The sequence below is a fragment of the Nocardia sp. CDC159 genome, assembly GCF_023740735.1.
Lineage (GTDB): Bacteria > Actinomycetota > Actinomycetes > Mycobacteriales > Mycobacteriaceae > Nocardia > Nocardia pulmonis.
The window spans coordinates 260,232-281,453 of record NZ_JAMRXH010000008.1; the positions used below are offsets into that span (position 1 = coordinate 260,232).

General features: G+C 70.1%; 10 protein-coding genes. All 10 read right to left on the bottom strand.

Annotation, left to right across the window (positions count from 1 at the left end; all coding sequences use genetic code 11):
* Window position 1: 1 nt before the first annotated feature.
* Window positions 2-2,125 (bottom strand): glycogen debranching N-terminal domain-containing protein, encoded by a 2,124-nt coding sequence (locus NDR87_RS19900; protein WP_251914361.1) that lies wholly within the window; start codon window positions 2,123-2,125, stop codon window positions 2-4.
* Entirely contained in the window at window positions 2,122-3,423 is a 1,302-nt protein-coding gene (locus NDR87_RS19905; protein WP_372494226.1) for a glycosyltransferase family 4 protein, read from the bottom strand. The genes NDR87_RS19900 and NDR87_RS19905 overlap by 4 nt, the downstream gene beginning before the upstream one ends.
* 510 nt (window positions 3,424-3,933) lie before the next feature.
* Window positions 3,934-4,722 carry an ABC transporter permease gene (locus tag NDR87_RS19910; RefSeq protein WP_251914360.1) on the bottom strand — a complete coding sequence of 263 codons (789 nt, stop codon included), beginning with the start codon at window positions 4,720-4,722 and terminating at the stop codon, window positions 3,934-3,936.
* The gene (locus tag NDR87_RS19915) at window positions 4,719-5,498 is read right to left on the bottom strand and encodes an ABC transporter permease (protein ID WP_251914359.1); all 780 of its coding nucleotides are present in this window, start codon (window positions 5,496-5,498) and stop codon (window positions 4,719-4,721) included. The genes NDR87_RS19910 and NDR87_RS19915 overlap by 4 nt, the downstream gene beginning before the upstream one ends.
* Window positions 5,495-6,448: an ATP-binding cassette domain-containing protein gene (locus NDR87_RS19920; RefSeq protein WP_251914579.1), complete on the bottom strand. Its 954-nt coding sequence runs from the start codon at window positions 6,446-6,448 to the stop codon at window positions 5,495-5,497. The genes NDR87_RS19915 and NDR87_RS19920 overlap by 4 nt, the downstream gene beginning before the upstream one ends.
* Window positions 6,449-6,531: 83 nt before the next feature.
* Window positions 6,532-9,582 carry a nocobactin polyketide synthase NbtC gene (gene nbtC, locus NDR87_RS19925; protein WP_251914358.1) on the bottom strand — a complete coding sequence of 1,017 codons (3,051 nt, stop codon included), beginning with the start codon at window positions 9,580-9,582 and terminating at the stop codon, window positions 6,532-6,534.
* The gene (locus NDR87_RS19930; protein WP_251914357.1) at window positions 9,575-10,873 is read right to left on the bottom strand and encodes a polyketide synthase; all 1,299 of its coding nucleotides are present in this window, start codon (window positions 10,871-10,873) and stop codon (window positions 9,575-9,577) included. Before NDR87_RS19930 ends, nbtC begins: the two co-directional genes overlap by 8 nt.
* Window positions 10,870-11,619, bottom strand: coding sequence for a thioesterase II family protein (locus NDR87_RS19935; RefSeq protein WP_251914356.1), 750 nt, complete (start codon window positions 11,617-11,619; stop codon window positions 10,870-10,872). The genes NDR87_RS19930 and NDR87_RS19935 overlap by 4 nt, the downstream gene beginning before the upstream one ends.
* A gap of 21 nt (window positions 11,620-11,640) precedes the next feature.
* On the bottom strand, window positions 11,641-17,724 hold the full coding sequence (locus NDR87_RS19940) for a non-ribosomal peptide synthetase (protein ID WP_251914355.1): 6,084 nt from the start codon (window positions 17,722-17,724) through the stop codon (window positions 11,641-11,643).
* A 44-nt stretch (window positions 17,725-17,768) separates the two neighbouring features.
* Window positions 17,769-21,203, bottom strand: coding sequence for an amino acid adenylation domain-containing protein (locus NDR87_RS19945; RefSeq protein ID WP_251914354.1), 3,435 nt, complete (start codon window positions 21,201-21,203; stop codon window positions 17,769-17,771).
* Between the last annotated feature and the right edge of the window lie 19 nt (window positions 21,204-21,222).

A 21,222-nucleotide genomic window follows, 5' to 3' on the forward strand; every position in this document is an offset into this window, starting at 1 on the left:
CCTAGTGCGTGATCAGCCGCCAGTCCTCGGGCAGGTCGGAGGCCACCACATGGTCGCCGTCGACGGCCAGATCGATCACCGCACCACCCAGGCGCAGATCGGTGAGCTCCACCCGACCCCAGCGCCGGGGCAGATGCGGCAGCACGGTCAGCTTCCGGTGCGGCACATCGGGATCCAGGCCGAGGAACGAACGCACCAGCAGCAGCGGTGCGGCGCTGGCCCACGCCTGCGGTGAACAGGAGGTCGGATAGGGCACCGGCGCGGAGAATCTGGATCTCGGGAAACCACAGAACAATTCGGGCAACCGGCCGCCGAAGGCCGCCGCCGCGTCCAGCAGCCCGTCGGCCAGCCGGGTGGCCAGCTCGACCGCGCCGGGAATGTGGCGGTAGCGCAGCAGTCCGGCCACCGCGATGGCGGTGTCGTGCGGCCAGATCGAACCGTTGTGGTAACTCATCGGATTGAACGCGCCCATCTTGGACGACAAGGTGCGCAAACCGAATCCGCAATCCATCTCCGGCTTCGCCAGATGCGCGATGAGCTGCGCGGCGTGCTCGTCGGGCACGATGCCCGACCACAGGCAGTGGCCCACATTGCTGGTCAGCGCGTCGACCCGGCGCTTACCGCGATCCAATGCGACGGCGTACCAGCCCTTTTCGGGCATCCAGAACGCCTCGGCGAATTTGGTGCGCAGCGCCGAGGCCCGGTCCCGCAGCCTGGTGGCCACCGCGGTCTCGCCGAACTCCTCGGCCAGGTCGGCCCGTGCCAGCAGCGCCGCGTACTGATAGCCCTGCACCTCGCACAGCGCGATCGGCGCCTCGGCCAGGTGCCCTACGGCATCGTTGATGCCGTCGAAGCTGTCCTTCCAGCCCTGATTGATCAGGCCGCGGTCGGTGGCGCGCTGATATTCGAGGAAGCCGTCGCCGTCGCGATCGCCGAAATGGGTCATCCAGTCCAGCGCCGCGTCGGCGGCGGGCAACAGGGCGTGCACGGCCTCCGAGGACGCGCCCCAGCGCCGCGCCTCGGCCAGCAGCATGACGAAAAGCGGTGTGGCGTCGACGGTTCCGTAGTAGACCTCGCCGCCCAGCACCAGGCTGTTGGAGGGACCACGCCGGATCTCGTGCATGATCCGACCCGGCTCCTCCTCGGTCAGCGGATCCATCCGCTGCCCCTGCATCTCGGCCAGCTGCTGCATGGTGCCCAGCGCCAGGCCCACGTCCAGCGGCAGTGCCATCCAGGCGGTGAGCAGGCTGTCGCGGCCGAACAGGGTCATGAACCACGGCGCTCCGGCCGCGACGAAGGTGCGGCCCTCGCGGTCGGAGTCGTGGATCTGCAGCGCGCCCAGATCGCTCTCGGTGCGCTGTAGCACCGCCGTCAGCAGCGGATCGCCGGTGGTCAGCTTGGTGGCGGTATCGCGCCAAGCCTCGATCTTGCGGCCGGGCTCGCTCGATCCGTAGTGCTCGCCCGGGCGCAGCGGCAGATGCACGCGCTGATTCGCCGTGGTCGGCTGGGCCAGGATCTCGGTCTGCCAGCGGCCGCCGGCCGGGACCACCACCCGCCAGGACAGCGATCCCGGCAGCACGATCGGCGGCTCCGACGACGACACCGCCAGTCCCCGCGCCCGATCCGAGCGGTCGTTGAGCAGCAGCTCGTTGTCGGTGACCAGAACCTCGGCGCGGCCGTGCCCGGCGCGGCCCTCCTTGACCGCGAACAGGTCCACGAAATCGGCGTCGGCGTGCAGCTCCAGCGCGACCGCCGTCGCCTCCCGGCCGAGGTTCTCCAGCGTCACCGTCTCGCGCAGTCCGTCAGCGACCAGTCGCTCGCGGACCACGAGCAGCGTGCTGTCGGCTGCGCCGGCCCGTGGGGGCCGGCGCAGGATGAACCGCGCGGTGAATGCCTCCGGGCTCAGCACCGACAGCGGCTCCGGCCGCTGCCCGTCAACACGCAGCTCCCATCGCGACACCACCCGCGCGTCACGATAGAACAGCCCGTGCGCCGTTCCCGGTTCCACATCACCGACGCGGTCCGACAGGCAGAAGGTGCTCCCCTCCACCAGAGTGACCGCCCCGCCGGGGCCGCCCACGGTCGATGGCTCCCCGGCATTCAATGCGGCGGGCGCTCCGTTCACGCACTATCTCCTTCCATGGCATCGGAGGTGTCTGCCGTCACCACCCCGGCCACTCGCCGAGTCGCGGCCAACGGACGGGCCTGAGTCGTCTCCGGAACTATCGCCGGAACGTGCCCGGCCGCAACAGCGCTCGCAGTGGCGTGCCCGCTCGGAAGGTTCCAGGTGCGGATCGTGGTGGTGCCACGCGCGGGACGGGCCTTGCGCAACACCCGCCGATACACGTTCTCGTACCCGCGCCCGAGGGTGTCGACACCGAAGTTGCGCATAACGTGATCTCGGCACGCCTGCGGGTCGTAGTCCTGGACTTCCTTGACGGCCACGGGCAACTCGGCCGGATCGTCACAGATGCGACCGGTGATCCCGTCGACGATCACCTCGGCGACGGCGCCGCCGCGCAACGCCACCACGGGCGTGCCGCACACCATCGCCTCGATCATCACCATTCCGAACGGTTCCTCCCACTGCACCGGGAACAGCAGACACTTGGCTTCGGACAACAGTTTTCGTTTGGCGGCGGAATCGGCCATGCCGAACAGTTGGTCTCGTTCGGTCAACAGCGGCCGCACCGCCCGATCGAAATACGCTCTCTCGGGTGGTTCGCTGCACTTTCCGGCGAGCACCAGCGGCAGATTGGCCGCGTGCGCCGCCTCCAGCGCCAGATGGGGCGCCTTGCATTCGGTGAACCGGCCCAAGAACAAAGCGTAGTCGCTCTTCTCGGTTTGGAAAGGCCAATCCTCGACTCGCAGGCAATTGTGTACCCGGCCCGCCCAGTTGAGGTCCGGTGCGAGCGATTTCTGCCGATCGCTGATCGCGACCAGCGCCACGTCCTCGCCGAGTTCGCGGTAGTACATGTACGGATCGCCGTCGACCGGCCCGTGCACCGTCACCACGGTGGGTAGCCCGAGGTCCCGGTAGAACGGAGCGTTGAGCGGACCGGCGAAGGTGTGATCGTGCACCAGATCGATCCCCTCGCGGGCCATGACCTGCTCTAGCGCGCGGCGCGCCTTCAACGCGTGCACGACCTCGGGGAACGGATCGCCCAGGCGGTCGGCCTGGATGCCGTCCCAGACCGAAATGAACCGCTGCGCCCTGGTGCCGGGCTCGCCGGCGCCCAGCAGCGTGACGTGGTGGCCTCGATCCACCAGTGCGTCGACCAGATCGGCGACCACGGCCTCGACCCCGCCGTACGCCTTGGGCGGTACGTCGAAGTAGGGCGGAACAATCATTGCGATGCGGAACTTTTCGCCGCGGTCGGCCGCGTCGAACGATGCGATATGCGCCGAGAACTCTGCGCTCATGACCCTTTTCCTCCTGGGACACAAACCGTTAGCACTCAGGTGTACCGAGTGCCAATTATGGCGACCGTCGCGCCCGTTCGGAAGATCGAGTTCTCCGTGCGGAAGTCGAGGCTGAGTTGCCTGTCGCTGCACCCGCGCAGCACCGAATCGCCCTCGCACTGAGGAGGGTTCGACAATGAAGCCTGCCCGGACGTTTCGGTACCGCTGGGGGCACGCGCGGCGGTCCTCGCCCTGGCCGGCGCACTCGCCGTGACCTTTGGCCGGTTATGTTTCGGGTTCTGCTGAATCCGGCTCCGGCGACGATGCCGTGGTGGTCGACCATGCGCGTGGCGCCACCACGGTCCACGGCACCCCGAAACGCCTCGTCGCGCTGGGCAGCCATGGGCTCGTCACCACTGTAGCGCTTGGCGTGACATCTGTCGGGTATATCGACAATGCCGGGGCGATGGTGCGCACTCCATCGCCGCGGCTCTCAAACCCGTTGCCCCGCAGATGAAACCGGATGGGCGGTCAGCTCTCCGAGGCGGTGCGGTAGCCGCGCACCGCCAGGGCGCCGAAGACGACGGTCAGCCCGGCCGCCCACGCCAGCGTCTGCAGCACCGGCACGAGCAGCGGACCGCCGAGGATGAAGCCGCGCATCGCCTCGATCGCACAGCTCATCGGCTGGGTCCGCACGACCGGCTGCAACCAGCCCGGATAGTTCTCCACGGGGACGAAGCCGGAATTGAAGAACATGCCGACCAGCACCACGATCGAGAACAGCTGCACGACCTTGTCGCCGATGGCGCTCACGCCGACCATAACTACCAGCGGCGTGAATCCGACGATCACCAGGACCGGCATCGCCACCACCCCGAACAGTCCGGCCCAGCCCTGCTGGAAACGCAGCCCGAGCAGCACTCCGACCACGACCACCACGACAGTCGCGACCGCCGCCCGGCCGCATTCGGCGAGCAGCCGGCCGATCAGCCCGGCCGAGCGATGGATCGGCAGTACCCAGAATCGCCGCAGCAGACCGCTTTTGCGTTCACCGTGCAGCGACATCCCCGTGCCCATCGCACCGTACATGGCCCCGGCCACCGCGATCATGGGCACGAAGCCGTAGATGGGATCGGCGCCGCCGCCCGCGCCCAGCGACTTGTCCAGCACCAGGTCGTAGGCCAGCAGCAGCAGGATCGGCAGCACCAGGGTGCTGGAGATGACCTCCGGCTGCCGCGACCACCGGCGCAGCAACCGGCCGCACTCGATCAGGCTCTGCGACCACAGCGAGGAGCGCACCGGATCGGTCCTGTCACTCATGCCCGCCGTCCTTCCGCGCGGACCGCCAGCACCGCGCCGACGATCAGCAGTCCCACGATCCAGACCGCGGCGACCCGCAGCTCGGCGGTGTAGCGGCCGTCGGCCAGGGCGCGCAGCGCATCGGTCACCTGGGAGACCGGCTGATTGCGCACGAACGGCTGGATCCAGCCCGGGAATCCTTGTGCCGGAACGAAACCCGTCGAGGTCATCACGAACACCAACTGCGGGACGAACAACACCGTGCCGCCGAGTTCGGGATTGCGGGTGACGGTGCCCAGGGCGTCGGTGAAGATCACCAGCGCCGCCCCGAACGCCAGCACGATCAGCACGAACGCCAGCGCCGAAACCGGGTCGTGGAAACGGAATCCGAAGATCGTGCCGCTCACCAGCGCGCCGGTGAGCGCGGCCAGCGCCCGCACCAGATTCGCCCCCATCCGGGCCGTCACCGGAATCCACGGCGGCACCGGCATCGCCCGCAGCCGGGTCGCCATCCCGCCGACCACCTCGCGCGCGGCCCGGTCGCCGGCGAACATCGAGGTGAAGAACATGGCGTACACCGCGATCATCGGCAGCAGGTACTGCGCGTAGTCGATGCCGACCCGCTCCATCGATTTGCGCAGCGGCACATGGAAGCACACGAAGAACACCAGCGGCGCGGCGAAGGCCAGCACCACATCGCCCTCGCGCAGGGCGGTCCGAATACTGCGACCGCTCAGCGCGGTCCATTGCAACCATGCCGGAACATGCAGTGCGCCCGGGGAATTCGCAGCGCTCACGCCTGCGCTCCCACGTTCGGCTTGGTCAGTTCGATGAAGACCTCGTCGAGGGAGGGCCGGCGCAGGGCGATATCGATCAACTCGATTCCGGCGGCGTTGATTCGGTCGAGCGCCTCCGACAGCGTCGCCGCCCCACCGGGCGCGGGCACCGAGACCCGGTCCCGCGATTCGGCGATCGTCACCTCGCCGAGGCCGGACAGCGCGGTGACGACGGCGGGCACGTCGCCGGCGTCGACCGGAACCACCTCGCAGTAGCCCGAGCCCGAGCGGGCCTTGAGCTGATCGGCGGTCCCCTCGGCGATCACGGTGCCCTTGTCGACGACGATGATGTTGTCGCTCAACGCATCCGCCTCCTCGAGGTACTGCGTGGTGAGCAGGATCGTCACGCCCTGCTCCTTGAGCGAGCGCACCAGCGACCACAGGCTCTGGCGGCTCACCGGATCCAGGCCGGTCGTCGGCTCGTCCAGGAACACCACGCGCGGCGGCCGCACCAGGCCGCAGGCGATATCGATGCGGCGGCGCATACCGCCGGAGTACTGACCCACCCGCCGGTCCGCAGCCTCGGTCAGGGCGAACTGCTCGAGCAGCTCCTCCGCGCGCTGCCGGGCGGCCTTGCGCCGCAGGCCCATCAGCCGCCCGAACAGCACCAGGTTCTCCCGGCCGGTGAGCATCTCGTCCAACGCGGCGTACTGGCCGGTGAGCATGATCGAGGCGCGCACCCGGGCGGCCTCGCGGACCACGTCGTAGCCGGCCACCAGGGCGCGGCCCGCATCGGGCCGCACCAGGGTGGACAGCACCGACACGGTGGTGGTCTTGCCAGCCCCGTTCGGCCCGAGCACGCCGAGCACGCTGCCCTCCGGCGCGCCGAAGGTGATGCCGCGCAGGGCCTTCACCGCCCCGAACGACTTCTCGACCGACTCGACGACGATCGCCAATGATTCCGACACAATGCTCTCCGTCCGAGAACTCACGAACGCGATCCGATTACTTTGGTTAACCTAACCTAATACCCATGGCTTTGCCATTCCGCGGCTCAGGCGAGCAGGGAAACCACCTCGTCGAGGGAGGCGCCGCCCAGGATCGCCGTGACGGGCAGGTCCCGCCGCAGATCCGCCTCGATGCGCTTGCGCAGATCCAGCGCCTGGATCGAATCCAGACCGAGCGCGACGAGCGGCACCGAACCGTCGATGGATTCGGAGCGGCCCAGGCCCATGACGGTCCGCAGGGCATGCCGAACCGTTTCGGCGGTATCGGCCGATTCCGGCACTACCGCAGGCGGATTCGCGACCGACTCCGGCGGCTGCGGCTCGGCCGGTGGCTCGGGTGCGGTCGGTACCGGTGACGGTGCGTCCTCGGGCAGCTCGGCGAACAGCGGTTGGAATCCGTAGACGGCGAACAGCTCCCGGACCCGGCTCCATCGTGCGGCGACGACCAGTACGTTCGCCGCCGCCTTGCGAAAGCCCGCGGCCACGGCCGCGGCCGGATCCATCGGCAGCAATCCCGTGCCGACGATGCGGGCCAGCGCATCGGCGTGGTCGGCGCCGACGGCCCGCCACAGCCCCCACTGCACCGAGACGCAATGGATGCCCTGCGCCCGATAGCGCGCGGCGGCCGCGTCCAGCAGCCGGTTCACCGCCGAATACGCCGTATGTCCGCGGCCGCCGAGGGTGGCCGACAGTGAGGAGCACAACACGATTCGGCCGTCCGCGGCGAGCGGGAAGTGCCGAACCAGATTGTCCAGCGCCACGATCTTCGCGGCCGCACCCGCGCGCACCGCCGCGTCGTCGGATTCGGCCATGGTCGCGTAGTCCACGGCGGCGTGCACGATCAGATCCGCCGGGGTCGCGCGGTATTCGTCGGCGAGGGCGGCCACGGCGGACGCGTCGCCGACGTCGCAGGTTCGCACGACGACCTCGGTACGCCCGGAGTCGCGGATGCCGTCGATGCGCCGGGCGGCGGCAGCGTCGCCACCCGACCGGCTGACCAGGGTGATCCGCCGGGCCCCGGCCGCGGCGAAGCGTTCGCAGAAGTCCAGGCCGAGTTTGCCCGTCCCCCCGACGATCACGACCTCGCCGAGATCGGCCGCGTCCAGTGGCGGGTCGTCGGTGGCGTCGTCGACGACCAGGCGCTTGGCGTACACACCGCCGTCGCGCACCGCGAGCTCGGGTTCCGCGGCGATGTGGACCGCGCCCAGGAGCCCCTTGGCCGACACCGCGGCGTCCTCGCCCGCGGGGAGATCGACGTGACGAAACCTCACCCCGGCGTGTTCGGCCGCCAGACAGCGGAATCCGGCCTGGGCCGCGGCATGGAACGGATCGGGCACGTCGGTGTCGAGCACCTGTTCGCCACCGGCGGTCACGAGCCACACCTCGGAGGTCCCGGTATCGAGCGGCCACGCGCGATCGCCGAGGAATTCGGCCAGATCGTCGACCGCGGCCGCGAGATCGGTATCCGACGGCGGCGGCACGAGAACCAGCAGCGCATCGAATTCGCCGTCGGCCTCGACCACGGTCGCGCCGTGGCGCGGCGCGACGGAACGAACCGCCGCCGCCAGCTCACCGCACCGGCCGCCCGGATCCAGCACCGCGAGGGTGCGCGGCGGTACCAGCGCGCGACGCCGCATGCGCGACCACCGCTCCACCAGCCGCTGCGGGGCTACCAGGCCGCTGTCCGCACCCGGCGCGGTCGCCGTCTCCGTCCGCGAGTACGGCGCCCACAGCGTTCGCGGGCTCATCTGGGTGTTCGGGAAGTCGAGCAGCGGCAACGCCCGCGCATCCCCGGAAGTGTCGTCCCGCAGCGCATCCCACGAATAGTTCGAGTCGTGCACCACGACGGTGGCCAGATTGCGGGTGAACTCGCGTAATCCTTCCGCGCCACGCCGGGACGTGCCCAGGGCCTGGAACTCCCGCTGTCCGGCGATGCCGTGCAGGTTCTCCTGAATCGCCAGCATCAGGGTGGGATGTTCGGAGATCTCGACGAACGTGTCCGCGCCCCGCGCGGCGGCCGTCTCGATGGCCCGGTCGAACCGGACCCGGTTGCGCAGGTTCAGGTACCAGTAGTCGAGGGCCGGCACCTCCGCGTGGATGCGATCGCCGAAGGTGCCGCCGATGCAGTCGATCTCGCCGTCGAGGAAGGTCGCGTTGTCCAGATCGTCGCCCAGTGCCCGAGCCAGATATCCGCGCGGGGCACCGGCGAGATAGGAGGTGTGCGCGGGATATTTGACCCGGATCTCCTTGGCGAATTTACCTGCGGCAGTAAGCGATTCGACGACATCGACGACCGTGTCGCGTTCCCCGGAGATGGCGATGATGTGCGGAGAGTTGATCACCGACAATTCCGCCCAGCCCGCCTGCCGCGCCAGCAGATCCTCGCACTCCTCGCGGTCGATGCCCAGCACCGCCATGGAATACCCGACCAACCGCTCCTCGTCGACCAGCGTCGCCCGGACGGTGACGATGCGAACCGCGTCGCGCAGCGTCTGCACACCGGCGACATACGCGGCGGGTATCTCGCCCTGCGAATGCCCCACGGTCATCGCGGGCCGCACGCCGACCGCCTGCCACATGGCCGCCACGCCCAGGGCCTGCATGAACAGCGCGGGCTGGACGGTGCGGGCGTTGTCGTCGGCGGGCGCGTCGGCATCGAGCAGATAGGTCAGCGGAGACCAGTCGTACAGCTCGTGGAAGACCCGGTCGCATTCGTCCACCGCCGCGCGGTAGGCGGGCGAGTGGTCGTAGAACATGCGGCCCATGCCCGGACGCTGGCTGCCCTGCCCCGGGAAGACATAGGCGGTCCGGCGCGCGGACGCCGGGTGAGCCGAGGTCACCACGTCCGGGTGCGGCTCGGCATCCGCGACGGCCCGCAGCGCCGTGATCAGTTCAGCGCGGTCGGTGACCATGGCCAGCGCCCGGAACCGGCGTGCCATCCGGGTACGAAACAGCATGTCGGCGACGCGATCCGCCGTGGCCTCGGCGTGGTCGACGACGTAGGCGGCGATCGCGGCCGCCTCCCGGCGCAGCGCCTCGGGAGAGTCGGCGGACAGCAGCACCGGCACGCTGCCGTCGGGAAGTCGGTAGCTAGGCATGGATCTCCTCTTCCACGGCCGGAATGGCAATCAGGGCATGGGCATTGGTGCCCGAGACGCCGAACGACGACACCGCGCCGTACCGGACCCCGTCGCGCGGCTGCCAATAGTCGAGCTTGCGGGCCAACCGCAGGCCCGAGGTCGACCAATCGACCCTGGTCGTGGGGTTGTCAGCGAAGCGGGTCGGCGGGATGTGGCCGTGCAATCCGCTCAGCAGCACCTTGATCAGGCCGAGCATGCCCGCGGCGGCCTGCGCGTGGCCCAGATTCGATTTCACCGAACCCAGCAGCGCCTCGCCGCCCCCGTACACCCGCTGCAGCGCGGTCAGCTCGATCGGGTCGCCGACCGCGGTTCCGGTGCCGTGACCTTCGATCATGCCGACGAGTTCGGGGGCGATGCCCGCCGCCGCAACCGTTTTCCGAATCAACCGCTCCTGCGCGGCGGTGCTCGGCACCGCGATCGGGGCACCGGCGCCGTTGTGATTCACGCAGGTCGCCAAGATCCGGCCGTAGACGCGGTGGCCCAGTCGATGAGCGCGGGACTCCCGCTCCAGCACCAGGATTCCCGCGCCCTCAGCCCAGAGCGTGCCGTCCGCATCGTCGGAGTACGGCTTGCACTGCCCGTCGGAGGAGAGCGCGTTGTTCTTGGAGAACTCGAAAAACCCCGCGGGCGAACCCATCACGCATACCGCACCCGCGAGCGCCCAGTCGCACTCACCGGCGCGAATCGCCGCCACCGCCATGTGCAGCGCCGACAGCGACGACGCGCAGGCGGTGTCGACGACGATCGAAGGCCCTTCCAGGCCGAGGCAATTCGAGATCCGCCCGGACGCGCCGCTGAGCATGGCCCCGGTGGCCCGGTAACCGCTGTAGTCGGTCACCTCCGCACCGCGTGGGCCGTACTCGCAGAAGGAGGCGCCGATATAGCACCCGACCTCGGCCCCATCGATCGCCCCCGGATTGATACCGGCATTCTCCAGCGCCCGCCAGGCCACCCGCAGGGCCACCCGCTGCTGCGGATCCATGGCGACGGCCTCGCGCGGGGTGATGCCGAAGAAGGCCGGATCGAATTCCCCCGCGCCGTCGAGGAATCCACCGGCGTCACGGACCGGCGCCCAGCCGTCGAGCTGCCCCAGGGTGAGCAGCCGGTCGATCGGCCAGCCGCGGTCGCGCGGGAACGGGCCGATCAGATCGCGACCCTCGGCCAGCGCGGTCCAGTACTGGGCCGGGGTCTCGATACCGCCCGGCGCCTCGACGGCGAGGCCGGTGATGACGATGGGATCGTCGGTCATGCCGCCACTTCCCGTTCGGCGACGAGCAGTTCGGCGATGCCGTCGACCTGGTCGTGCAGATAGAAGTGACCGCCGTCGAACATGTCGACCCGCAGGTCCGCGCTGGTGTGGCGCTGCCAGCCGTACAGATCGCCCATGGTCACGTACTCGTCGTCGCTGCCGCCCATCGCATGGATGGCGGCCCGCACCTGTACGTCCGCCGGGCACGAATAGCGATCGAACGCGGCGTAATCGGCCTTCAGCGCGGGCAGCGCCATGCGCATCAGCTCGCGGTTGCCCAGCACGTCGGAGCCGGTGCCCTGCAATCCGCTCACATGGTCGAGCAGTTGCTCGTCCTCGGTGGGATGCGGCGGCAGTTCGGCCACCCGCGAGGGTGGCACCGCCCCGGAGACGCCGAGCAGGCGCACCGGCACACCGGCGGCCTCGGCGAGGCGGGTGAATTCGAATGCCACGATCGAACCCATGCTGTGGCCGAATACCGTGACCGGCTCGCCCCGGTTGTACGGGGAGCGGGCGAATTCCTCGAAGGCCCCGGCCGCGATCTCGGGCAGGGTCTCGAGCGGTGTCTCCCGCGCGCGGTCCTGTCGACCCGGATACTGCAGCACCACGACATCGAAGTCGTCGCGCAGCCGGGTGGAGAACGGCCGGTAGGTCGACGCGCCGCCGCCCGCGTGCGGGCAGATCACCAGCGGCGCCCCACCACGGCTCTTGTGAAACTGTCGGATCCAACCTGGTGCGGTAGCCATATCAACTCTCTCCTGGTGCTCTCACTGCCACATGCGTCGCATCACCAACAGGCCCTGGTCCTCTTCGTCGAGTACGGCGCTCGCGCCGACTCCCAGGTCCGGCTGCTCGGCGATCGCGCGCAGGCTGTTGCGGAAGGCGGTTTCGACGATCCGGGCGTCGTCGGGTTCGAAGGCGTCCTCGGCATAGAAGACGGCCGCTTGGACGGCATCGGTGGGCAGCAGCGAATTCGCCGGGAAGATCATCAGCAGCAGCGCGTTGTCGGTCGCGCCGCCACCCTCGAACGACTCCAGCGCCAAACCCGCACTGCCCAGCAGTCTTTCCAGCTCCGCCCGGCCCGGCGGATAGGACTGGAAGACGAACATGCTGTCGAACAGCCTGCGTCCACCGGCCAGGCGCATCGCGGAGGTGAGCCGGAACTGATGGTGCTCCATGAGCTCCACCCGGTGCCGCTGCAGCTCGGCCAGCCGCTCCCGCCAGGACTGTTCGGGCGGCAGGTCCACCACGACCGGAACGGTGTTGGCGAAACAGCCGACGGCGTTGTCCACCCCGTCGAGGTCGGCGGGCCGCCCCGAGACCACCTCACCGAAAACCGTCGCCCGCTGGCCGGTCACATACCGCAGCGCGTTGGCCCACGCCAGCTGGCAGATCAGACTGAAGGTGGTGCCGAGTTCGGCCGCGAGGCGGGTGGCCCGCCGCACCAGGTCGTCGTCGAGGGCGAACGTCCGCATGGCCGGTACGCCACCGCTGCCGGGCGCCCGCGACGGCGCGACCAGACACGGCCGCACCCCGTCGAGATGGTCGCGCCACGCGGCCTCCGTCGCCGCCTCCCGCTCCCGGGTCAGCCGCAGGAATTTCGCGAAGGTCTCCGGATCGCCGAGGGGCGGTGCGCCCGGGCCGGCGTATTCGGCGAAGATCTCGCGCGGCAGCAGCTGGCCGGACCAGCCGTCGGTGAGCAGATGATGCGAGGTCAGCACGACCGTGTGCACCGCGTCCGGCAGATGGACGACGGTGACCCGGAACAGCGGCCCGCGCGCCGGATCGAACTGCTCGGCCTGATCGGACCGCAGGAATTCACCCAGCCGCTCCCGGGCGTCCGGCAGGGCCGTGAGGTCGATCTCGCGCACCGGAATCGTCATGCGGTCGACCACGATCGCGTAGGGCTGCCCGGCATGCGAGACCGAAATCGACACGCGCAGATTGGGATAACGGTTCAGGACGGTGTCGAAGGCCGCACCGAGGCGCGCCACGTCCAGCTCTCCGCGCACGCCGATCAGCGTCTGCACGTTGTAGACGTCGTTGCCCGCGGCACCCAGCGCGGTGAAGTACAGACCCGCCTGCAGCGGCGCGAGCGGATGGACGTCGACGCAACCGGGGTAGAGCGCCTGCCAGCGATCGAGATCGAGCTGGCTCACCTCGTCGGCGACCACATCGGTGGGAGTGAGTCGGCGAATCGGATTGTCCCGCACGATCTTCACCAGCTCGCCCAGTGCCTGCCGCCACAGCTCGGCCAGCTCGCGGACCTCGGCCTCGGCCAGCGGGCCGGCCGGGTAGCGGAACGAGGCGTGCAGCGTCACCCGCTCGTCCTCGGTCAGCGCGACGGTATTGATGTCGAGCAGCGCCGGGGCGGGCATGGTGTCGTTCGCGTGGCCGCCCAGATAGCCGAATTCCGGTGCGGGGCTCCAGGGTTCGGTCCCGGCCCCGGCGGCGAAGCGGCCCATGTAATTGAAGCTGATCTGCGGTGAACGGTGCTGCTCGAGGATGCGACGGGTCTCGGCGTTGAGCCAGCGCAGCAGCCCCCAGCCGATTCCGGAGTCGGGCACCGCGCGCAGCTGCTCCTTGACGGCCTTGACCGCCGCCTCCAACTCGACGGCACCATCCGCGGTCACCTGGAGCGCGACCGGATACGTCGTGGTGAACCAGCCCACCGTGTTGGCCAGATCCACGCCCGCGAACAGGGTTTCGACCCGCCCGTGTCGTTCCATGGTGAGCGAGACGGTGCGTGCGTCCCGACCGCGCTGCCGCCGGAACCGGTGCACGGCCACGGCCAACGCGGCGACCTGGACATCGAGGAAGTCGCAGCCGAATGCCGTGGTGACCGTGCTCATGAGCAAGGCGGTGTCGTCGGGGTCCAGGGCGGCGGTCACCTCGCGCACGGTCGCGACGGTGTCGGCGGCCGGGTCGTAGGCGCGGCTGCCCAGTAGCGGGTCGGTGCCCGCGGCGGCGGCACTCCAGTACGGCAGGGCTTCGACGACGGTATCGGCACTCGCCAGCCGAGCCAGGCCGGTGTTCCAGGCCCGCATCGAGGTACCCGGCTCCTGCGGTGCGGCGGCGGCCCACAGCTGGCGCAGATCGTCGTGCACGATCCGCCAGGACACGCCGTCGACGGCCAGATGATGGATCACCAGCAGCAGGCGGCCGAGCGCACCGTCGTCGGAGCGCACCCATACCGCGGCGACCATGCGCCCGGCGGCGGGGTCGAGCGATTCGCTCGCGGCCCGAAGTCGTTCGCGCAGTTCATGTCCCGCGCTACGCTCCCAGTCCGCGCGGTCGAGCACCACCTCCACGAGCTCCGGCCGGGCCGATCGCGGCGGGATCCGGCAGGCGATGCGGCCGTCGGGGCCGGGCGCGACCTGCGCCCGCAGCATCGGATGCCGGTCGACCAGCGCCGCGACGACGTCGGCGACCTGCTCGCGGGTGCAGTGCGCGGGCGTCACCACGGCCGTGGCCTGGCTGTAGGCGTGGTAGTCGGCGGACTGTTCGGTCAGCGCGGTGGCGATCGGGTTGAGCGGGAACCAATCGGTGGCGGCACCGGACTCGGCGAGCGCGGGCGCACCGCCCGCGGCGAGCGGCGTGGTGGCGGCGGCGATCCGGGCGATCGTGCGAGCCTCGAACAGATCGCTCGTGGTGATCAGCAGGCCGCGCTTCTTCAGGGCGGAGGCCATGCGGATGGCGGTGATGGAGTCCCCGCCGAGCACCAGGAAGTCGTCCTCGGCCGCCAGTTCGGTGGCCGCGGCGATGCCCAGCACCTCGCGCACCACCTCGGCCACGGCCCGCTCGGCCGCATCGCGCAGGGCGCGGCCGTGTCCGGTGCCGCCGCCGAGATCCGGCATCGGCAGGGCGCGGCGGTCGAGCTTGCCGTTGGCGGTCAGCGGTAGCGCGGCCAGCCGGACCAGGGCCGCCGGAATCATGTACTCCGGTAGGCGATCCGCGAGATGAGACCGGATGCGCGCGGAGTTGTCGGCCTCGGACGCGGTGGCGTACTCCGCATCCGGTTCGGGGACGTAGTAGGCCACCAGCACGGGACCGCTGCCCTGCTCGTGGGTAACGGCCACCGCCGAGGCGATGCCGGGCATGCGCCGTAGCACCGTGCCGATCTCGCCGAGTTCGATGCGGTGGCCGCGGATCTTGACCTGATCGTCCACGCGCCCGAGATATTCCAGCCGACCCCGCGAATTCCAGCGCACGATATCGCCGGTGCGGTACATCCGCGCCCCCGGCCCACCGCCGAACGGGCAGGCCACGAAGGCCGCCGCGGTCAGATCGGGACGGCGGTGATAGCCGCGGGCCAATTGCACGCCACCGAGATACAGCTCGCCGATGACGCCCGGCGGAACCTGGCGCAGACCTTCGTCGAGCACATAGACCGACGAATTCGATTCCGGAATACCGATGAGCGCGGGCTGCAGTTCGTCGCGGCCGCGGGTGTCGGCGAAATCCTCGTGGGTGAGGTCCATCGCGGCCTCGGTCGGACCGTACAGGCCCATCACGGTGCCGCCGAAGAATCGACTCGCCTCCTCGACCAGCGACGGGGGCACCGATTCTCCGCCGAGATAGACATAGCGCATCGATTGCAGCCGCGCCGGATCGGGCCCGGCATCGATGAAGGCGCGAACCACGCTGGGCACCAGCGAGATCTGGGTGATGCGGTGGCGGTGGATGATCCCGGCCAGCGCCTCCACATCGGCCTGCCACCACCGCGGCGGCGGCAGTACGGTCGCCGATCCGGTGCACAGGGCATTGACCAGTTCGAATACCGAGACGTCGAATCCGATCGGCGCCTTCTGCAGAATCCGCTCCGCCCCGAAGCCGAGGTGGTCGCGCATCCACTGCACATGATTGGCGACGCCGCGGTGCTGGTTCGCCACGCCCTTCGGCCGCCCGGTGGTGCCGGAGGTGTAGAGCAGATAGGCGGCGTCGAGCGGATGGATCGGGCGGACCAGCTCGTCCGCTCCCAGTGCCGAACCATCCAGCGCCGCCAGCTCTTCGATGACGGCGGGGTCGGCCAGATCGATGACGGGAACCTCGATGTCGACGTCCGGATCACGCTGCGCCGAGCGCAGCAGCAGGCTGGGCCGGGCATCGCCGAGCATGTACTCGATGCGATCGCGCGGATAGCTCGGATCGACCGGGAAGTACACCGCCCCGGCCCGCAGCACCGCGGCGAAGGCGACCGGCAGTTGTAAGCCGCGCTCGGCGTAGACCCCGATGCGGTCGCCGGGGCGCACCCCGCGGGCCAGCAGCAGGCGGGTGAGTCGGTTGACCCGCGCATCGAATTCGGCGTAGGTCAGCTCGAGATCCTCGAACACCACGGCGACCCGCTCCGGATACCGCGCCGCCGCCGCGCGGATCATGGCATCGACGGTGTCCGGGACGATGTCGACCACCGGGCCGTGCGACCACTCGCCGAGCCGGGCCCGATCGGAGTCCGACAGCGTCAGCAGCGCCGCGATCCGGCTGTCGCGGTCCGCCTCGGCCAGCATCCGGTCGATGTACTCGTGCAGCCGCTCGATCGTCACCGCGTCGAAAACGTCCGTGCGATAGGTGATCTGCACATCGGTGCGATCGGTGTGCTGGAACGTCTCGACCACCAGCGGCAGCAGGGCCGCGCCGTTGTCCACCAGCTCCCAGCGGGTGGTGGCGCCGGGCAGCCGGGGCCCGGAGATCTGCTCGTGCAGGAACAGCACCATGGTGTCGAACAGCCGGGAGCCGACATTGCCGGTCGCCCGGTTGACCGCGCGGACGATCTCCTCCTGCGGGAAGTTCTTGTGCCGGAACGCCTCGGTGGTGACCGTCCGGACGCGCTCGACCAGATCGGCGAAGGTTCCCGCGCTCCCGTGCTCGATGCGCAACGGCAGCATATTGCCGAGATTGCCGATCAGCAGCTCCATCCCGGCCTCCTCGCGGTTGGCGACCGTGGTGCCGATGACCATGTCCGACCGGCCGGTCAGCTGCCGCAGCGCCAGGTAGTAGGCGGCGAGGAAGACCGAGAACGCGGTGGTACGCAGCTCGGCGGTCAGCCGTCGCAGATTGGCGTCGGCGCGGGCGCTCAGCGGCCGATCCGCCCGGGCGCCGCGCTCGGAGACCGCGACCGGGCGGCGATCGTAGGGCAGTTGTAGATCGGGCACCTCACCGTCGAATCGGGTCTCCCAGAACCGGATGTCGTCGGTGTGGTCGTCGGCGCGGAAGCGGTCCTGCTCCCATTCGGCGAAGTCGGCGACCTGCCGACGCAGCGGCTCGACCTCGATCGCGCCGCCGCGCGCCTGCCGGTAGAAGTTCTCCACATCCCGGGACAGGGCGGGCAGTGTCATACCGTCCCAGGCGATGTGCTGGATCACCACGATCGCGACGAGTTCGGCCGGTGTCATCCGGACGAAGGTGACCCGCAGGGAGGATTCGCGGCTCAGGTCGAAGGGTTCGCGCGCCGCGGCCGTCACCAGCTCGGCCAGCTCGCCGCGGGCCTCGGGCCGGCCGGTCAGATCGACGTCGGTCAGCCGCGGCGGCAGTTCGGCGTGGATCAGCTGATAGGGCTCGCCGTTCTCGTCGGTGTGATAGGTGGTGCGCAGCACCTCGTGCCGACGCGCCAGCGCCTCGAACGCCGCCCGCAGCGCGGCCGCGTCGACCTCGCCGTCGAAGGTCAGCGCCAGGCACAGGTTGTAGGCCACGCTGTCGGGCGCGATCTGCTGATGCGCCCAGACGTAACGCTGCCCGAACGACAGCGGCGCGCGGGCCGGGTCCCGCCGCGCGGGCACCGACGACACGGTGGCCAGCCCCTCCCGGGCCAGCCGGGCCGCCATCGCTTCCTGCAGGTCTTCGAGCGAACGCATCTGTCGAACCAATCTGTGTCTTGCGAGATCCGGTGTGCCGCGGGTCAGTTGGCCGCGCCGACCGGCACGGGCACCTCGGCCAGTTCCAGCAGAATCCGCGAAACCTGTTCCAGCCGGGCCGGATCGGCCTCGGCGGCGAGCAGGCTCGCGCAGATCCGGCGGACGGTGCGGCCCTCGAAGATCTCGGTGACCCCGAACTTCCGCACGGCCAGCAGCCCGCGGATCTTGGCGGTCAGGGTGGTGGCGAGGATCGAATTGCCGCCGATGTCGAAGAAATCGGTTTCCACGCCCACCGCCTCGACGCCGAGGATCTGGGCGACGATGTAGGCCACCGCGGTCTCGACCTCGTTCGCGGGCGCGACATAGGCGCGTTCGGCGAGCGCGTCGGCATCGATCATCCGGCGGATCGCCGCCCGGTCGAGTTTGCCGTTGGCGGTCAGCGGAATGGCGTCGAGCACCTCGACGGCCTCGGGAATCATGTGGGCGGGCAACAGGTCCCGCAGTCCGGAGGTGAGTTCGGGGGCCGGACCGTCGACGGTCACGGCCGCGACCAGGCGGCCCGCGTCGGTGACCAGCGCCACGGCCTCGCGCACCCCCGGCTGCGCGGTCAGCGCCGCCTCGACCTCGCCGAGTTCGACCCGGTAGCCGCGGATCTTCACCTGATGGTCGGCGCGGCCCAGGAAGTCCACGGTGCCGTCGGGCAGATAGCGGGCCAGATCGCCCGTGCGGTACCAGCGCACGCCGTCGAGTTCGACGAAGCGATCGGCGGTGCGCTCCGCGTCGCCGCGATAGCCGTCGGCGACACTCGTTCCGCCGATCCACAATTCGCCGATCACCCAGTCGGGACAGTCCTCGCCGCGCTCGTTGACCACCCGCAGCGCCACATTGGCCAGCGGGGTGCCGTAGGGGACGGTGGGCCGGTCGGCCGGGAAGTCGTCGGTCACCTCGCACACCGTGGAGTGGATCGCGGTCTCGGTGGTGCCGCCCAGACCGGCGAAGCGCAGGCCGGGCACGGCGACCCGGAAGCGCTGTGCCAGTTCGGTTTTCACTCGGTCTCCGCCGGTGATCACCACGCGCAGCGAGCGCAGTTGCTCGGCCGAGGCCGTATCGAGCAGCATGCCGAGCAGTCCGGGCGCGCAATTGATCACGCTGACACCGGTTTCGGCGATCAGTGCCGCCCAGGCCGCCGCGTCCCGCTCGGTCTCGGCGTCCACGCACACCAGGGCGCCGCCGAGGGCCAGCGGGCAGAAGATGTCGAAGACCGACAGATCGAATTCCAGCGAGGACAGTCCGATGAGCCGATCGTCGCGCCCCAGCGCGAAATGCGCGGCGATGGCGTCGATGGTGTTGGTCGCGGCGCGGTGGCCGACCTCGACGCCCTTCGGCTCGCCGGTGGAGCCGGAGGTGAACAGCACATACGCCAGCGCGTCCGGCGTCACCTCGGGCCGCCGGTCCAGGCGCGGGCCGGATACGGCGGATCGCAGTGACACCGCGGTGATCTCGGAGGGCAGGTCGGGGGCGGCCTCGTCCACGAGCGCGACGCGCGCCGCGGCGCGGGTCAGGATGCGGTCGCGCCGTGCCGGGGGCTGCCCGGTCCCGATCGGAAGGTAGGTGGCACCGGCGGCGAGCACGCCGAGCACGGCGGGAATCTGCCGGTGGCCCTTGGCCACGATCACCGCGACCGTGTCGCCGGGTCGTACCCCGGCCTCGACGAGCGCGCGGGCCACGGCCAGTGCCTGCTCGGACAGCTCCCCATAGCTGGACGAACCGCCGTCGCGCCAGCGCAGGGCGACCCGCTCCGGATCGCGTTCGGCCAGGTCGAAGAAGGCGTCGTGCAGGGTCCGCGCGCCGAGATCGGCCGCGGTGGCGTTGACGGCGTCGCGCACGGCGCGCTGGGCCCGCGGCAGCGGGATCGTCAGAGCCGCATGCCAATCGGCGTCCGGCTCGACCAGGGCCAGCAGCAGATCGCGGAATTCGGCGAACATCGCCTCCACCACGCCCGCGGGCATGGCGTCGCGGCGCACGTCCCAGTTCACCAGCAGCCCGCCCGCGAGCTCGACCACCTGGGCGTCCAGATCCACCTGCGGCCCCTGCGACAGAATCCACACCGGCGCACCGAACAGCGCGGTGACGCGCTCGGAGAACAGCTCGCCGAGATCGAGTCCGGAGGTGAAGACCACCGACGGCGTGACCGGGCCGCCGCGCAGTCGGCCCAGATCGCGCAGCACGTCCAGACCCTCGTAGGTGGCGTGCGCGGCGCAGGTGTGCAACTCGCGCTGCAGCCGCTTGGCCCGCTCGACCATCGACTCCGTCCGGCGGGCGTCCACATCGACCAGCACCGAATTGGTGAAATCGCCGACCACCCGGTCGATATCGTCGTGCAGCGGTTCCCGATCGAACAGCGGCACGTTGAGCAGGAAGCGCTGCTGTGCCGACCAGCGGGCGATCACCTCGGAGAAGACGGTGGCCAACGCGACCGCCGGGGTGATGCCGTGGCTGTGCGCCACCGCGTGCAGCCGCGCCTTCGCCTCGGGGCCGAACAGGTGGTGCAGGCGAATGCTGCGCGCCGGATCCGGGCGTTCGCCCTCGGGCAGGACCGGCAGCGCGGGAATATCGGGCAGCGAGCGAATCCGGTTCTCCCACCAGGACTTCGCCGCGGAATTGTCCGGTGCGGTGCGTCGCTTGGCGGACAGATATTCGCGGAAGGTATAGCCGACGGGCGCGAGCGCGTCGGCGTCGGTCTCGTAGAGGTGGGCGAGATCGTCGAGAATGCGGCGGTAGCTCAGCGCGTCTCCGGCGAGCATGTCCACATCGACGTGCAGGCGGTGGTTGCCGTCCGGCAGCAGCGTGAGCGTGATGTCGATGACCTGGCCGGCCTCGACGTCCATGCGCTGATGGCTCTTCTCCTGCCGCAGCCGCTCCAGTTCCGCGGCCCCGGAATCGGATTCGCCGGTCAGATCGACGACGTGGAAGACCGGCCGCAACGGCTCCGGCAGCACCCGCTGGGTGCCGCTGTCGGTGAACCGCACGCGCAGCTGCTCGTGCCGGCGCACCAGCCGCCGCACCGCGGTCCGCATGCGGTCGGCCACCAGACCGCGACCGTCGAATTCGACGTACAGATGCGCCGCGACACCGCCGAGCCGCTGATCCTGCCGACGCCCGACCCAGTACGCGTGCTGCATTGTGGCCAGGGCGAATTCGTCGGTGTCGGCCTCGGCGGCCGCGACCGGCGCGGCGGCGGGCCGCTCGGGCTCGACGCGGCCGCTGGCCAGCAGTTCCGCCCAGTCGTCGATGGTCGGCCGCAGGGCCAGTTCGGAGCTGCGCACCTCATGACCCTGTTTGCGCCAGCGGGCCGCGAGCCGCATCAGCTTCATGGAGTGCATGCCCAGGCTCACCAGATCGTCGCCGTAGCCGATCGATTCCGGGTGCATTCCCAGCTCCGCCGCCACGATGTCGCGAACGTCAGCCTTGCCGAGCATCAGACTCCTCACCGGCCGA

Excerpts from the sequence above, each read along its gene's own strand:
- NDR87_RS19945 (WP_251914354.1), bottom strand. The coding sequence starts at position 21,203 with ATGCTCGGCAAGGCTGACGTTCGCGACATCGTGGCGGCGGAGCTGGGA.
- NDR87_RS19930 (WP_251914357.1), bottom strand. The coding sequence starts at position 10,873 with ATGACCGACGATCCCATCGTCATCACCGGCCTCGCCGTCGAGGCGCCG.
- NDR87_RS19935 (WP_251914356.1), bottom strand. The coding sequence starts at position 11,619 with ATGGCTACCGCACCAGGTTGGATCCGACAGTTTCACAAGAGCCGTGGT.
- NDR87_RS19910 (WP_251914360.1), bottom strand. The coding sequence starts at position 4,722 with ATGAGTGACAGGACCGATCCGGTGCGCTCCTCGCTGTGGTCGCAGAGC.
- NDR87_RS19940 (WP_251914355.1), bottom strand. The coding sequence starts at position 17,724 with ATGCGTTCGCTCGAAGACCTGCAGGAAGCGATGGCGGCCCGGCTGGCC.
- NDR87_RS19905 (WP_372494226.1), bottom strand. The coding sequence starts at position 3,423 with ATGAGCGCAGAGTTCTCGGCGCATATCGCATCGTTCGACGCGGCCGAC.
- nbtC (WP_251914358.1), bottom strand. The coding sequence starts at position 9,582 with ATGCCTAGCTACCGACTTCCCGACGGCAGCGTGCCGGTGCTGCTGTCC.